The 13,836-nt window shown below is 51.3% G+C and carries 11 protein-coding genes; 7 read left to right on the forward strand and 4 right to left on the reverse strand.

What is annotated here, in order from left to right:
* Window positions 1-21: 21 nt before the first annotated feature.
* Complete coding sequence (gene pta, locus ABD035_RS15880; RefSeq protein WP_343871181.1) at window positions 22-2,157, reverse strand: phosphate acetyltransferase; 2,136 nt, start codon at window positions 2,155-2,157, stop codon at window positions 22-24.
* A gap of 86 nt (window positions 2,158-2,243) precedes the next feature.
* The gene (gene ackA / locus ABD035_RS15885; protein ID WP_343871123.1) at window positions 2,244-3,446 is read right to left on the reverse strand and encodes an acetate kinase; all 1,203 of its coding nucleotides are present in this window, start codon (window positions 3,444-3,446) and stop codon (window positions 2,244-2,246) included.
* A 305-nt stretch (window positions 3,447-3,751) separates the two neighbouring features.
* Between ackA and yfbV the strand changes: the two genes are divergently transcribed.
* Window positions 3,752-4,201, forward strand: a complete 450-nt coding sequence (gene yfbV, locus ABD035_RS15890) for a terminus macrodomain insulation protein YfbV (protein ID WP_343871124.1) — start codon at window positions 3,752-3,754, stop codon at window positions 4,199-4,201.
* A 278-nt stretch (window positions 4,202-4,479) separates the two neighbouring features.
* Here the strand turns inward: yfbV and yfbR are convergent, their stop codons facing one another.
* Together yfbR and ABD035_RS15900 are read right to left on the reverse strand one after the other, a co-directional pair.
* Entirely contained in the window at window positions 4,480-5,085 is a 606-nt protein-coding gene (yfbR, locus tag ABD035_RS15895; protein WP_025903331.1) for a 5'-deoxynucleotidase, read from the reverse strand.
* 126 nt (window positions 5,086-5,211) lie between these two features.
* A complete protein-coding gene (locus tag ABD035_RS15900; protein WP_212714006.1) occupies window positions 5,212-6,429 on the reverse strand; it encodes a pyridoxal phosphate-dependent aminotransferase in 1,218 nt (405 codons plus the stop codon).
* 923 nt (window positions 6,430-7,352) lie between these two features.
* On the opposite strand from ABD035_RS15900, the gene ABD035_RS15905 reads away from it, so the two are divergent.
* The 6 genes from ABD035_RS15905 to nuoF all read left to right on the forward strand — a co-directional run bounded on the left by ABD035_RS15905 (window position 7,353) and on the right by nuoF (window position 13,744).
* A complete protein-coding gene (locus tag ABD035_RS15905; RefSeq protein WP_212714005.1) occupies window positions 7,353-8,297 on the forward strand; it encodes a LysR family transcriptional regulator in 945 nt (314 codons plus the stop codon).
* 533 nt (window positions 8,298-8,830) lie between these two features.
* The gene (locus ABD035_RS15910; protein WP_212714004.1) at window positions 8,831-9,271 is read left to right on the forward strand and encodes an NADH-quinone oxidoreductase subunit A; all 441 of its coding nucleotides are present in this window, start codon (window positions 8,831-8,833) and stop codon (window positions 9,269-9,271) included.
* Window positions 9,272-9,286: 15 nt separating this feature from the next.
* Window positions 9,287-9,967 (forward strand): NuoB/complex I 20 kDa subunit family protein, encoded by a 681-nt coding sequence (locus ABD035_RS15915; protein ID WP_212714003.1) that lies wholly within the window; start codon window positions 9,287-9,289, stop codon window positions 9,965-9,967.
* 116 nt (window positions 9,968-10,083) lie between these two features.
* Window positions 10,084-11,883 (forward strand): NADH-quinone oxidoreductase subunit C/D, encoded by a 1,800-nt coding sequence (gene nuoC / locus ABD035_RS15920; protein WP_212714002.1) that lies wholly within the window; start codon window positions 10,084-10,086, stop codon window positions 11,881-11,883.
* 2 nt (window positions 11,884-11,885) lie between these two features.
* Entirely contained in the window at window positions 11,886-12,401 is a 516-nt protein-coding gene (nuoE, locus tag ABD035_RS15925) for an NADH-quinone oxidoreductase subunit NuoE (protein WP_343871183.1), read from the forward strand.
* The gene (nuoF, locus tag ABD035_RS15930; protein WP_212714001.1) at window positions 12,398-13,744 is read left to right on the forward strand and encodes an NADH-quinone oxidoreductase subunit NuoF; all 1,347 of its coding nucleotides are present in this window, start codon (window positions 12,398-12,400) and stop codon (window positions 13,742-13,744) included. The genes nuoE and nuoF overlap by 4 nt, the downstream gene beginning before the upstream one ends.
* The last annotated feature ends 92 nt before the right edge of the window (window positions 13,745-13,836 follow it).

The following is a 13,836-nucleotide window of genomic DNA, read 5'->3' on the forward strand; positions in this document are numbered from 1 at the left end:
TCAGCCGCCTGCGGGGTCCGGTTAGTGCTGTCCTTCTGCCTGTTCTGACTGAATTGCCGTTAAGGCAATGGTATAGACAATATCGTCCACCAATGCTCCGCGTGACAGGTCGTTGACCGGTTTGCGCATTCCCTGCAACATCGGGCCGATAGAGACCAGATTCGCAGAACGCTGTACGGCTTTATAGGTAGTATTCCCGGTATTCAGATCCGGGAAGATAAACACCGTCGCCCGGCCGGCAACCGCAGAATCCGGTGCTTTTGACTTCGCAACATCTTCCATAATGGCGGCATCATATTGCAGCGGCCCGTCAATGACTAAATCAGGACGTTTTTCCTGCGCCAGACCTGTGGCTTCCCGCACTTTTTCGACATCGCTGCCGGCGCCGGAATTACCGGTAGAGTAGGAAATCATCGCTACCCGAGGTTCAATCCCAAAGGCTTTTGCTGAATCGGCCGACTGGATAGCAATTTCCGCCAGCTGCTCTGCACTGGGATCCGGGTTAATGGCACAGTCACCGTAGACCAGCACCTGTTCCGGCAATAGCATAAAGAAGACCGAGGAGACCAGCGAGCTGTTCGGTGCTGTCTTAATCAATTGCAGTGGCGGGCGAATGGTATTCGCGGTGGTGTGTACCGCCCCGGAGACCAGTCCATCGACTTCGCCTTTTTCCAGCATCAGTGTGCCCAGCACGACGTTATCTTCCAGTTGCTCTCTGGCAACAATATCGGTCATCCCTTTGTTTTTTCGCAGTTCCACCAGGCGGCTGACATAGTTTTCACGCGCCTGTTGCGGGTCGACGATTTCGATACCCTCGCCCAGAGTCACATCCTGCAGGGCAGCAACGCGGTGTATTTCGTCCGGGTCACCCAGTAATACGCAGTGGGCGATCCCGCGTGCTGCACAGATGGCGGCGGCTTTGATTGTTCTGGGTTCATCACCTTCAGGTAACACAATCCGTTTAGCGGCCTGACGGGCCAGTTCTGTCAGCTGATAACGGAAAGCCGGAGGAGAGAGCAGACGGTTGCTGACTGCCGCATTACTCAGTGAATCGACCCAGTCTGTGCTGATGTGACTGGCGACGTATTCCTGAATTTTCTCCACCCGCTGTCTGTCATCCACCGGGACTTCCAGATTGAAACTTTGCAGATTCAGCGACGTTTGCCAGGTGTTGGTGTTGACCGTAAAGACCGGCAGCCCGGTCTGCAGTGCCCGTGAGCAAAGTTTACTGATGCCGGGGTCGATTTCATAGCCGCCGGTCAGCAGGATAGCCCCGAGTTCCACCCCGTTCATCGCCGCCAGACATGCCGACACCAGCACATCCGGCCGGTCTGCAGAGGTGACCAGTAATGATCCCGGACGGAAAAGTTCGAGCATATGTGGCAGGCTGCGTGCACAGAAGGTGACCGACTTAATACGCCGCGTGCTGATATCTCCTTCATTGACGATCCGGGCATTCAGATGACGGCACATGTCGATCGCACGGGTCGCAATCAGCTCGAAATTCCAGGGGATCACACCCATTACCGGTAACGGACTCTGTGCCTTCAGTTCATCAATATCGATAGGGGCAATGGTGGCTTCGGTCGAATCTTCAAAAAACTCTGACAGGTCCGGACGTGTGCGGCCCTGTTCATCCAGCGGGGCATGGAGTTTATTGAAGATAACTCCTTTGATTTGCTTATTTTTTTTGCCACCGAAACTGTTCTGAATAAACTCCAGACGTTCTTTCAGTTGTGCCGGAGAATCATTACCGGGCGACATGACAAAAATAATCTCGGCGTTCAGCGTGCGGGCAATTTCAAAGTTCAGTGCGTTGGCAAACTCGTGCTTACGCACAGGGACCAGTCCTTCGACCAGTACCACTTCAGCATCCCGGGTATTGTCATGAAAACGGGCAATAATTTCTTCCATCAAAACATCCTGCTGGTCCGCTCCCAGCAGATTTTCGACGTAAGACATATTCAGGGGTTCGGCGGCAGGTATGGCGAAGTTATGACGGACAATCGCCGTGGTATGATCTTCTGCATCAGCGTTTGAACGGGGCTGGGCGATGGGTTTAAAAATGCTAAGACGCATTCCTTTACGCTCCATCGCACGAATGACTCCCAGGCTGACACTGGTCAGGCCGACACTGGTGCCGGTCGGAATAAGCATAATTGTGCGGGACACTTGCGGCCTCTCTGCTTTTATCAGATCTGTAAAAAAAAACGCCAGGCTGTGCTGGCGATAGACGAATTTATTCAGGCGGTAAGCCGTGCGGCATCACGGGCAATGACAAGTTCTTCATTGGTCGGGATGACCAGGACCGGGCGCGTGCCGGGCTTGTTGATAAACCCGGCCTGACCAAAACGCGCCTCCAGGTTACGGTCATGGTCGACCTCGAAGTTAAGCAGCGCCAGTTTTTGCAGGGTCAGTTCACGGACCGTAGCGGCATTTTCACCAATACCGCCGGTAAAGACCACTGCATCCAGACGGCCTTCCATCAGTGAAGTATAAGCACCGATGTATTTTGCCAGTCGATGGCAGAAGACTTCCATCGCGCGTCGGGCGTCTTCCTGATGCTGGTAATTTTCTTCCACATAGCGGAAATCGTTGGTGACCCCGGTCAGTCCCAGTAACCCGGACTCTTTGGTCAGCAGGGTATTGATCTTATCGGTGCTCATTCCCAGGCTGTCATGCAGGAAGAAAATAATCGCGGGGTCGATATCTCCGCTGCGGGTGCCCATGACCAGCCCTTCGAGGGGGGTCAGCCCCATCGATGTATCCACACTCTTTCCGCCACGGATAGCGGTAACCGAACCGCCATTGCCCAGATGGCAGGTAATGACATTCAGGGATTCCGGCGGAGTTTCCAGCATTTTTGCCGCTTCCAGAGAAACGTAATAATGACTGGTGCCATGGGCACCGTAACGCCTCACCCCGTGCTCTGTATAGAGCTGATAGGGCAGTGCATACAGATAAGAGGATTCGGGCATGGTCTGGTGAAATGCCGTATCGAAGACAGCCACGTTTTTAGTGGCCAGGTGCGGGAAGTTCTTTAACGCTTCGGCGATACCGATAAGGTGGGCCGGATTGTGCAGCGGCGCAAAACAGGACGCATTTTTTATTTCTTCGATGACCTGGTCATCAATTAAAATTGACTGAGTCAGTCGCTCCCCGCCATGAACAATGCGGTGGCCAATTGCCACGATTTGCTCAGAGAGTTCCGGTTGCTGGCTAAGGATGTTTCCGACGATAAAATTCAGCGCTTCACTGTGCGCCGCTCCCGCCCCCAGCGCCGCCTCCTGTTTACCGCTTTCCTGTTTCCATTTAATGCGGGCTTCAGGCAGGTTAAAACATTCCGCTAATCCGGAAAGATATTCATCACCATTCTCCGGATTTATGATAGCGAACTTGAGGGAAGAACTGCCGCAGTTGAGAACCAGAACTAACTTACTCGACATGGAAGCACCTATTTGTTTAAAGTGGTGATGAACAACGCGATAAGACGTTAATGTAACCCATGAAAGCTGACATGTTCATGATAAACAGCCTGCTGAATTAAAAAATTGTCCCTACTCAAAAAAATTAGTTATTTTTACTTGTTTTTTTGAGCAGGCGCCGGCGCTGCCTGTCATGCTTAAAAGGTTAAAATCTATCACAAGACGTTAATAAGACCCTGTCTTATTGAAAATTATGCTAAATTTTACCCTTAATCTGTTTGGGATTAAAATTTTTTGTACGTTCGACTGCAATCTGAGGTACCGGGATGAATAATACGGGCAATGTTAACTGGTTCGGCGTGCTTAAGCGCGGACAACACTATATGAATACCTGGCCCGATGACAAGCGCCTGAGTCCGGTGTTTCCGGAGCATCGGGTCGGAAAAGCCATTCGTTTTGGCATCCGCTTTATGCCGCCCGTCGCTGTATTCACCCTGTGCTGGCAGATTGCTCTCCATGCACAAACCGGTCCCGCAGTTGCCAGTGCGCTCTTTGCCTGTAGCCTGCCGATTCAGGGGCTATGGTGGATGGGCAAACGTGCGATGAAGCCGCTGCCGCCGACATTGCTGCAATGGTATCATTCCGTACGCACTAAACTTGAGCAGGCCGGACAACCGACCGCGATCCCTGAAGGCGAGCCGACCTATCAGTCGCTGGCCGATTTACTGAAACGGGCGTTTCGTCAGCTGGATAAGACCTTCCTGGACGATCTCTGACCTGTCCGGGCCAGATGGTCATCCTGAGAGTCCGCTCTTATAGGCCTTTCTTTTTGCCGCTGCAACGACATCAATGGGTTGTTCAGGGAATCATCCATTAACAGGGACAGACGCTGATGCGTTAAATGAAGCCCTGTCGATAATGGTAGTCACATTGATATTGTGACAGAGCATCGACGCTCTCTTTTTAAGCAAAAGGCTAAATTGGTCGACCGGCCCGGAGTCATTCGTTCACCGATATATCCGCCGGTTCCTGAAGACCCGCCTGCGTGGATCGGTTACTGATAGTGTTCAGAAATTTTATCCAGCGTCGTGGTGCAGCTGGCACAAAATATTTCCATAAAGTCATCCACCTCCGGCATCTCTCTGCGTAATTCGCTGATGCGTGATTCCAGACCTTCTTTGACGTGGATGAATTCATCATTATGAAAACGAAGCTCATTCAGTGCCTTGATATAGGCCGACAGGATATCAGCCGCTTTGACGATGGCTTTATAACGTGGGTCGACATTCTTCTGAATGATCAGTCCGGAGAAACGCTCGCGTAAATCTTCCGGCAGGGTCTCAATACATTCCTGCTCTGCCAGGGTCTCGAGTTGCTTAAACGCCTGTGTAAACTGCGGGTTATGATATTTCGTCTTCGAATTGATGTCCTGAAGCTTGGTTTCAGAGACTTCATGATACAGGGCAATGACTGCGGCGCGATCAGGATCCAGCGGGTTGTTATAGCGGGTATTGCCGATGACAGTCAGTAAATGGGCGATAACGGCGACCTGATGACTATGTTCGGCCACATTCTCTTTCTGTACGCAGTGCATTAACGCCCAGCGTTTAATCAGTGGCATGCGGGTGATCCAGGCCATAAACGTGCTTTGGAATTTCATTGGTCATATCCTTGGTGCAGGAAAGAGTGGCGGGGCTGGATATCGGGGGCGCTCAGCGTATGAAGCGCGCCACCCGCAGTACGGGGGTGGCCCCCCGTGACTGGCAGAAATTCAAAGGCCGGCAGATTACTGGTGATAATGCTCCAGAAAACGGCCGAACTTACTGATCGCCATTTCCAGGTCATCGACCCGGGGCAGGGTGACAATACGCACATGGTCCGGCCATGGCCAGTTAAATGCGCTGCCTTGTACCAGTAAGACTTTTTCCTGCAATAAGAAATCCAGCACCATTTTCTGATCATCGTGCAGATTAAATTTTTTCGGGTCAATGCGCGGGAACATATAAAGTGCACCCTGCGGTTTGACACAACTGACGCCCGGAATTTCATTGATCATTTCCCAGGCACGTTCACGCTGCTGATACAGGCGTCCTTCAGGCACAATAAACTCGCTGATACTCTGATAACCGCCCAGTGCCGTCTGGATGGCATGCTGTGCCGGGACGTTGGCACACAAACGCATGGAAGCCAGCATTTCCAGGCCTTCAATGTATCCTTTGGCATGCTTTTTCGGGCCATTCAGTACCATCCAGCCCTGACGGAACCCGGCAACACGATAAGTCTTGGACAGGCCGTTAAAAGTGACCGTCAGAAGGTCCGGTGCCAGCGCAGCAATGGAGTGATGCTGTGCTTCATCATAGAGGATCTTGTCGTAGATCTCATCGGCGAAAATGATCAGATTATGCTGACGGGCGATTTCGACGATCTCCAGTAACAGCTCTTTGCTGTAGACGGCACCGGTCGGGTTATTCGGGTTAATAATGACGATGCCGCGGGTTCTTGGTGTGATTTTTGCGCGGATATCATCAAGGTCCGGAAACCAGCCTGCAGATTCATCGCAAAGGTAGTGGACGGCTTTACCACTTGAAAGGGAAACTGAAGCGGTCCAGAGCGGATAATCCGGCGCCGGAACCAGCATTTCGTCACCGGTATTCAGTAACGCCTGCATTGACTGAACGATCAGCTCAGATACGCCGTTACCGATATAAATATCTTCAACGGTCACATCACGCATACCGCGTTCCTGGTAATGCTGCATAATCGCTTTACGGGCAGAATACAGTCCTTTTGAATCGCAATAGCCCTGTGAGGTAGGGAGATGTTTAATCACATCGACCAGAATCTCATCCGGGGCTTCAAAGCCAAACGGGGCAGGGTTGCCGATGTTCAGTTTAAGGACTTTGTTACCTTCTTCTTCGAGGCGACGGGCCTCTTTGAGTACCGGACCGCGAATATCATAACAAACGTTATCAAGTTTAGCGGATTTTTCAATTTTAGTAGTCATTACAATCGCCTTGGACAGCAGAGTCCGTGTATTTGCCCGAGAGTGAAGCCTATAAATGTACGCTTCTGCTCACACTAAAAGAAGGGTTAAGATGAATTTTAGCGACTTTTCAAGTATATCAATAGTTTTAATATGATAATCGGTTGTTGAATGTTATTTTTGTAGTGCTATTAACTGGCTTATGGTATCTGAATAGTTCTTTATGCTGTTGAAAGCTCGGGGTTTATCCGTGCAAAATTTATTGAATAAAACAAAATCACATGAAAATAATTCGATGCTGTAGAGCAAATAATTCGCAGGAACAGATTAATTATTTAAAACGGTAATCACTTTCATTTTTTGTGAAGTGATAGGAAATTTCTTAAACAGTATTCGGAATCCATCGTTAATTAATATGATTTTGTTAGATATTAATAATTTCTGAATGCCTGTTATTAACTAAATAAGAGAATTACAGTTTAAAAACAACATGATAGGGTATTTTCTTATTTTGATGGGGTGTCGTCAGGAGTCACGGGGCTAATTCACCGTAAAGTGAAGTTCTCTGAATATGAAGCAGGTCAAAATTTGTGTACTTTTATCTAAAAAAAATTCCAATTCCCTGCTAAAAATGATTAAGTATAATTAACAAATTAAAAGGCAGGTTGCACCTTCTGAAATACTCCGCAAAGAGGATTTTGGCAGGCCTGCGGACATTTTTAATTTGTTTCCGGAATAACGGCCGTTTTCTGGTGTCTGAGGCCGGAGAGATCTATCAAAGTGAGTCTGTTAAAGCGAAAATATCGCAGGTTTGTCATCGGCACGACGACGAACCGCTCTTTTCGCGCAATAGTAAAAATTTTCATTTATATCCTGTCTGTTGGCAGGTTCTTTGAAGTAACACCAGGGCAGTAGTAATAAAATCCTATAAGTGACTATAAAATATGACAAATACCAATCCTCCAATAATGAATCTTGACCTGGATCTGTTAAGGACCTTTGTTGCTGTAGCGGATCTCAATACTTTTGCGGCCGCAGCTGCAGCGGTCTGTCGTACACAATCTGCAGTCAGTCAGCAAATGCAGCGACTGGAACAACTGGTGGGTAAAGAGCTTTTTGCCCGTCATGGTCGTAATAAATTGCTGACAGAGCACGGGATTCAGTTACTCGGCTATGCCCGAAAAATCCTGCGCTTTAATGATGAGGCCTGTGCATCGCTGATGTATAGCAATGTTCAGGGTATTCTTACCATCGGAGTGACGGAAGACACGGCCGAGACGCTGTTACCTTATGTCCTGAACCGGATCACCACGCTCTATCCTAAACTCACGATCGATATTCGGATCAACCCCACCGCAGAGATCTTTGCCATGCTGGAGCGGGAAGAGGTCGATCTGGTACTGGCAACGAAAGCGGTCGGCGAGGTTGTCAGTCAGGTGCTTCGTACGTCACCGACACTGTGGTTTTGTGCTGCCGATTATGCATTCCGTCACGGCGAAGCATTACCACTGGTATTACAGGATGAGCCGAATCCGTTCCGTGAGATGGCTATCGAACATCTGGATAAAATCGGTACTCCGTGGCGTATCTCTTATGTCGCGGCATCCCTGTCAGCGGTGAAGGTGGCAGTGAAGTCCGGTCTCGGGGCAACGGCCCGGCCTGCAGAAATGATTGGCCCGGATGTCCGGGTGCTGGGCAGTGCAGAGCAATTACCTCCGTTACCGGACACGCAGTATCTATTATGCCGTAAAGACGCGCCTGAAAACGAATTACTCCAGTCGGTCTTTAATGTTCTCAAACCGTTAGCGGACCCTTCACATCCGCACGCCGGGCTGACTGACGACACGGCGGATATCGCGGAGATTGCTGAAGACATCACCGCAGAGTAAACACCTCAGCGCTTTGTTTGTTGATGAATATCTGTTGATGCATAAAAGACCCGCCGTGTCAGACGTCGGGTCTTTTTTTTTCCCTCCCTCCACCGTGACCGCATCGGTGACATCTCTCCCTGCTTAATTTTTGTCCATTCAGACCGTCAGGCTGTTCCTGATCAAAAAAAAAATCGCCCGGCACAGGAAAATAATCAAAGACCTGCCAGAATGTAGGTGTTTAGTCTGAAAATTCGCCATCCGGTACTGAATCATCTTCTGCCCAGCCATAACGGGCCGGCAGGACAATTTTCAGATAGACCCGGGTGCACTAATTGTTAATAATATGTTTTGTATGTTTCTTATTATTTAATTTAAATATGCAAAGGTTGACAAAAGGTTTACTAAGAGGGTAAAACCCCTAAAAAGCTATGGATATCAAGCCGGCTGAGCGCTTTTATTACAAGGCTTATCTCCTTTTCCTGGATTTTTGTGTGGATAGCGGGCGTGTCATATCGGGTCCTCTGAAGCACATTTCGTGAGTAAGCAAGAGTATGTCAACAGCTACGGAAGTAATTGCACATCATTGGGCATTCGTTGTGTTTGTCGTCATTGCGATAGGTTTATGCCTTTTCATGCTGGCCGGGGGCTGGTTACTGGGGGGCAGAGCAAAGGCCAGATACAAAGAGACACCTTTCGAATCGGGTATTGCGCCGGTCGGCAACACTCAACTGCGGTTGTCCGCAAAATTCTATCTTGTGGCGATGTTCTTCGTCATTTTCGATGTTGAAGCTCTGTTTCTCTATGCATGGTCTGCCTCCGTGCGGGAAAGCGGTTGGATTGGATTTGCAGAAGCGGCAATTTTTATTCTGGTATTGCTGGCGGGCCTTGTCTATCTGGCACGGATCGGTGCGCTTGACTGGGCACCGGCGCGGCGCCGGATCCCGGTCGTTACGGCCTCCCGCCAGCATCATACCCCCTCAGAAAAGCAGTAACAGCGAGGCATTGAAATGGACTATACGCTGACCCGCATAGACCCCGAAGGTAATGGCGAAAATGATCGCTATCCCCTGCAAAAACAGGAAATCGTGACGGACCCGCTTGAGCAGCATGTCCATCGCAGCGTGTACATGGGCAAACTCGAACATGCTCTGCACGATATGGTGAACTGGGGAAGAAAAAACTCTCTCTGGCCTTATAACTTCGGGCTTTCCTGTTGCTATGTCGAAATGACCACCTCTTTTACCGCCGTGCATGATGTCGCCCGTTTCGGTGCTGAAGTCATGCGTGCTTCACCGCGTCAGGCCGATTTTATGGTGATTGCCGGGACGCCGTTTACCAAAATGGCCCCGGTGATCCAGCGTTTGTATGACCAGATGCTGGAGCCAAAATGGGTCATTTCTATGGGGGCCTGTGCCAACTCCGGCGGTATGTACGATATCTATTCCGTCGTTCAGGGGGTCGATAAGTTCCTGCCTGTCGATGTGTATATCCCGGGGTGTCCGCCACGTCCTGAAGCCTACATGCAGGCGTTATTACTGCTGCAGGAGTCTATCGGCAAAGAGCGCCGTCCGCTGTCCTGGGTCGTCGGGGATCAGGGCGTATATCGCGCCAATATGCCTTCCGAGCGGGAAAGAAAACGCGGTGAACGTATTGCTGTGACCAATTTACGAACCCCGGACGAAATCTGAGCCGCGGTTATTTATGGATGAATATGTATGGCGCTTTTAGAGTCATAATCCCGCCGGATACCATCCTGATGTCATCTTATTAGTGCCTGAAACAGGCCGGCCATGGTGAATATCATATGACTGATTTGAACACGCACGACTCCGTTCAGCCCTCATGGCAAACCCGTGATCATCTTGATGATCCCGTTATCGGTGAACTGCGTAATCGTTTTGGCCCGGATGCCTTTACTGTTCAGCCTACGCGGACCGGTATACCGGTGGTGTGGGTTCCCCGTGAACAACTCACGGATGTCGTCACCTTTTTGCGCAAACTCCCTGAGCCCTATGTCATGCTCTATGATCTGCACGGCGTGGATGAGCGTTTACGCACCCACCGTCAGGGGCTTCCGGCCGCAGACTTCTCGGTGTTCTATCATCTGCTATCAATAGGGCGTAACCGTGACATTATGCTGAAGGTTGCTCTTGCGGAAAATGATCTGAATTTACCGACATTGATCCCCGTCTTCCCGAATGCGAACTGGTATGAGCGTGAGACCTGGGAGATGTTCGGGATAACGTTTAACGGACACCCGCATCTGACCCGCATCATGATGCCACAGACCTGGACCGGGCATCCGCTGCGTAAGGATTATCCCGCCCGGGCCACCGAGTTTGATCCTTTTTCACTCAGTAAAGCGAAAGAAGATCTGGAGATGGAGGCACTCACCTTTAAGCCCGAAGAATGGGGCATGAAGCGGGGAGGCAGGAATGAAGATTTTATGTTCCTGAACCTTGGCCCGAACCATCCTTCAGCGCACGGGGCGTTCCGCATCATTCTGCAGCTTGATGGCGAAGAGATCGTCGATTGCGTTCCGGACATCGGCTATCACCATCGTGGTGCCGAAAAAATGGCCGAGCGTCAATCCTGGCACAGTTATATACCCTATACCGATCGTATCGAGTATCTGGGCGGCTGCGTTAATGAAATGCCTTATGTGCTGGCTGTCGAAAAACTGGCGGGGATTACGGTCCCGGAAAAGGTCGACGTGATCCGCGTGATGCTCTCTGAGCTGTTCAGGATCAATAGCCATCTGCTGTACATCTCCACCTTTATACAGGATGTCGGTGCGATGACACCGGTGTTCTTTGCCTTCACCGACCGGCAGAAAATTTACGATGTCGTCGAAGCCATTACCGGATTTCGTATGCATCCGGCCTGGTTTCGTATTGGCGGCGTGGCTCATGACCTGCCAAAAGGCTGGGAGCGGTTATTACGTGAATTCCTGGACTGGATGCCAAAACGTCTGAAGGAGTATGACAAAGCCGCACTGCGTAACTCCGTGCTGGTAGGACGTTCAAAAGGGGTCGCGGCGTATAACCTGCAGGAAGCCCTGGAGTGGGGCACCACCGGTGCCGCATTGCGGGCCACCGGCCTCGATTTTGATGTCCGCAAATGGCGCCCGTATTCCGGGTATGAGAATTTCGATTTTGACATCCCCGTCGGTGATGGCATCAGCGATGCTTACAGCCGTGTCATGCTGAAAATGGAAGAGATGTGGCAGTCACTGAGGATCCTGGAGCAGTGCCTGAATAACATGCCCGCCGGCCCGTTCAAAGCCGACCACCCGCTGACGACGCCTCCGCCGAAAGAGCGCACATTGCAACATATCGAAACGCTGATCACCCATTTTCTGCAGGTTTCCTGGGGGCCGGTCATGCCGGCCAATGAATCTTTCCAGATGATCGAAGCCACCAAAGGGATCAACAGTTATTACCTGACCAGTGATGGCAGCACCATGAGCTACCGCACCCGGGTAAGAACACCGAGCTTCCCGCATTTGCAGCAAATACCGTCGGTGATCCGTGGCAGCCTGGTATCGGATTTGATTGTTTATCTGGGCAGTATTGATTTTGTTATGTCTGACGTGGATCGCTAATGATGAATGAGCAAAACATAACCATTAAGACGGTTGAACCTGAACCGCTTTTTTCCCTGAGTGAGGAAGAACGTCAGGCGATAGAACAGGAAAAGCACCATTACGAAGATGCCCGTGCGGCCTCTATCGAAGCGCTGAAAATTGTTCAGAAGCAGCGGGGATGGGTTCCTGACGGGGCTATCGGGGCGATCGCCGATGTGCTGGGGATCCCGGCCAGTGACGTTGAGGGTGTGGCGACGTTTTACAGCCAGATCTACCGGCAACCGGTCGGCCGCCATGTGATCCGTTATTGTGACAGTGTCGTTTGCCATATCACCGGTTATCAGGGGATACAGGCCGCACTGGAGCAGCAACTGAACATAAAACCTGGTCAGACGACCCCCGATGGCCGCTTCACTCTGCTGCCAACCTGTTGCCTGGGGAATTGTGATAAAGGGCCGGTGATGATGGTCGATGAGCAGACCCATGTTCATCTGACGCCGGAAGCGATTGCGACATTACTGGAGCAGTACCCATGAGTGCAAAAACGATCATTCGTACGGCGGAAACTCATCCGCTCACCTGGCGTATGCGGGATGACCAGCAACCGGTCTGGTTAGAGGAATACCGTAGCAAAAACGGGTATGCCGGCGCGGAAAAAGCGCTGAAAAGCCTGGCGCCGGAAGAGATCGTCGCACAGGTAAAAGATTCCGGACTGAAAGGGCGCGGGGGTGCCGGGTTCCCGACCGGGCTGAAATGGAGCCTGATGCCGAAAGATGAATCGATGAATATCCGTTATCTGCTCTGTAATGCAGATGAAATGGAGCCGGGCACCTACAAAGACCGCCTGCTGATGGAACAGATGCCTCATCAGCTGGTGGAAGGCATGCTGATCAGTGCTTTTGCGCTGAAAGCGTACCGTGGATATATCTTCCTGCGCGGTGAGTATATCGAAGCGGCAGTGCATCTGCGGCGGGCGATTGAAGAAGCCAAAGCGGCGGGGTATCTGGGTGAAAATATTCTGGGGACCGGTTTCAGTTTCGAACTTATCGTTCATACCGGCGCCGGGCGTTACATCTGTGGTGAAGAAACCGCCCTGATCAACTCCCTGGAAGGGCGGCGGGCGAACCCCCGTTCCAAGCCGCCGTTCCCGGCCTCTGCCGGGGTCTGGGGGAAACCGACCTGCGTTAACAACGTCGAAACGCTCTCTAATGTGCCGGCAATCCTCGCTAACGGAGTCGACTGGTACAAAGGCATCTCCGGCAGTGAAGATGCAGGCACCAAGATGATGGGCTTCTCCGGCCGGGTTAAGTACCCGGGCGTGTGGGAGCTGCCTTTCGGGGTCACGGCGCGGGAAATCCTGGAAGATTATGCCGGAGGGATGCGGGACGGGTTGCGTTTCAAAGCCTGGCAGCCAGGCGGTGCCGGGACGGATTTTCTGACCGAAAGCCACCTGGATCTGCCGATGGAGTTTGCCAGCATCGGTAAAGCCGGCAGTCGCCTGGGCACCGCTCTGGCGATGGCGGTAGATCACGAAATTAATATGGTGTCACTGGTCCGTAACCTGGAAGAATTTTTTGCAAGGGAATCCTGTGGCTGGTGTACGCCCTGCCGGGACGGATTGCCCTGGAGTGTCAAAATTCTGCGGGCGCTGGAACAGGGCAAGGGGCAGCCTGGCGATATCGAAACGCTGCTGCAGTTGTGTCGTCAACTGGGGCCGGGGAAAACCTTCTGCGCCCACGCGCCGGGAGCGGTCGAACCGCTGCAAAGCGCCATCAAATATTTTCGTGAAGAGTTTGAAGCAGGTATTGCACCACAGGTGTTCGGGAATGTCCGCAGTATTGCGGGGATCCAGCCTAACCTTTTGAAAGCACGCTGGTAACTGAGTCGCTCTTATCGCAATCGCGGTCAGAGCCGGTTGACCAACAAAAATTATAAGTACTGTGTCTAACGCTCGTGCCGGCACGAGCCTTA

Source organism: Tatumella terrea (assembly GCF_039523755.1).
GTDB classification, from domain to species: domain Bacteria; phylum Pseudomonadota; class Gammaproteobacteria; order Enterobacterales; family Enterobacteriaceae; genus Tatumella; species Tatumella terrea.

What these genes read in the sequence shown, in the direction of transcription:
- ABD035_RS15915 (WP_212714003.1), top strand. Translation starts at nt 9,287, where the DNA reads ATGGACTATACGCTGACCCGCATAGACCCCGAAGGTAATGGCGAAAAT.
- ABD035_RS15905 (WP_212714005.1), top strand. Translation starts at nt 7,353, where the DNA reads ATGACAAATACCAATCCTCCAATAATGAATCTTGACCTGGATCTGTTA.
- yfbV (WP_343871124.1), top strand. Translation starts at nt 3,752, where the DNA reads ATGAATAATACGGGCAATGTTAACTGGTTCGGCGTGCTTAAGCGCGGA.
- ABD035_RS15900 (WP_212714006.1), bottom strand. Translation starts at nt 6,429, where the DNA reads ATGACTACTAAAATTGAAAAATCCGCTAAACTTGATAACGTTTGTTAT.
- pta (WP_343871181.1), bottom strand. Translation starts at nt 2,157, where the DNA reads ATGCTTATTCCGACCGGCACCAGTGTCGGCCTGACCAGTGTCAGCCTG.
- nuoC (WP_212714002.1), top strand. Translation starts at nt 10,084, where the DNA reads ATGACTGATTTGAACACGCACGACTCCGTTCAGCCCTCATGGCAAACC.
- yfbR (WP_025903331.1), bottom strand. Translation starts at nt 5,085, where the DNA reads ATGAAATTCCAAAGCACGTTTATGGCCTGGATCACCCGCATGCCACTG.
- ABD035_RS15910 (WP_212714004.1), top strand. Translation starts at nt 8,831, where the DNA reads ATGTCAACAGCTACGGAAGTAATTGCACATCATTGGGCATTCGTTGTG.
- ackA (WP_343871123.1), bottom strand. Translation starts at nt 3,446, where the DNA reads ATGTCGAGTAAGTTAGTTCTGGTTCTCAACTGCGGCAGTTCTTCCCTC.
- nuoE (WP_343871183.1), top strand. Translation starts at nt 11,886, where the DNA reads ATGAATGAGCAAAACATAACCATTAAGACGGTTGAACCTGAACCGCTT.
- nuoF (WP_212714001.1), top strand. Translation starts at nt 12,398, where the DNA reads ATGAGTGCAAAAACGATCATTCGTACGGCGGAAACTCATCCGCTCACC.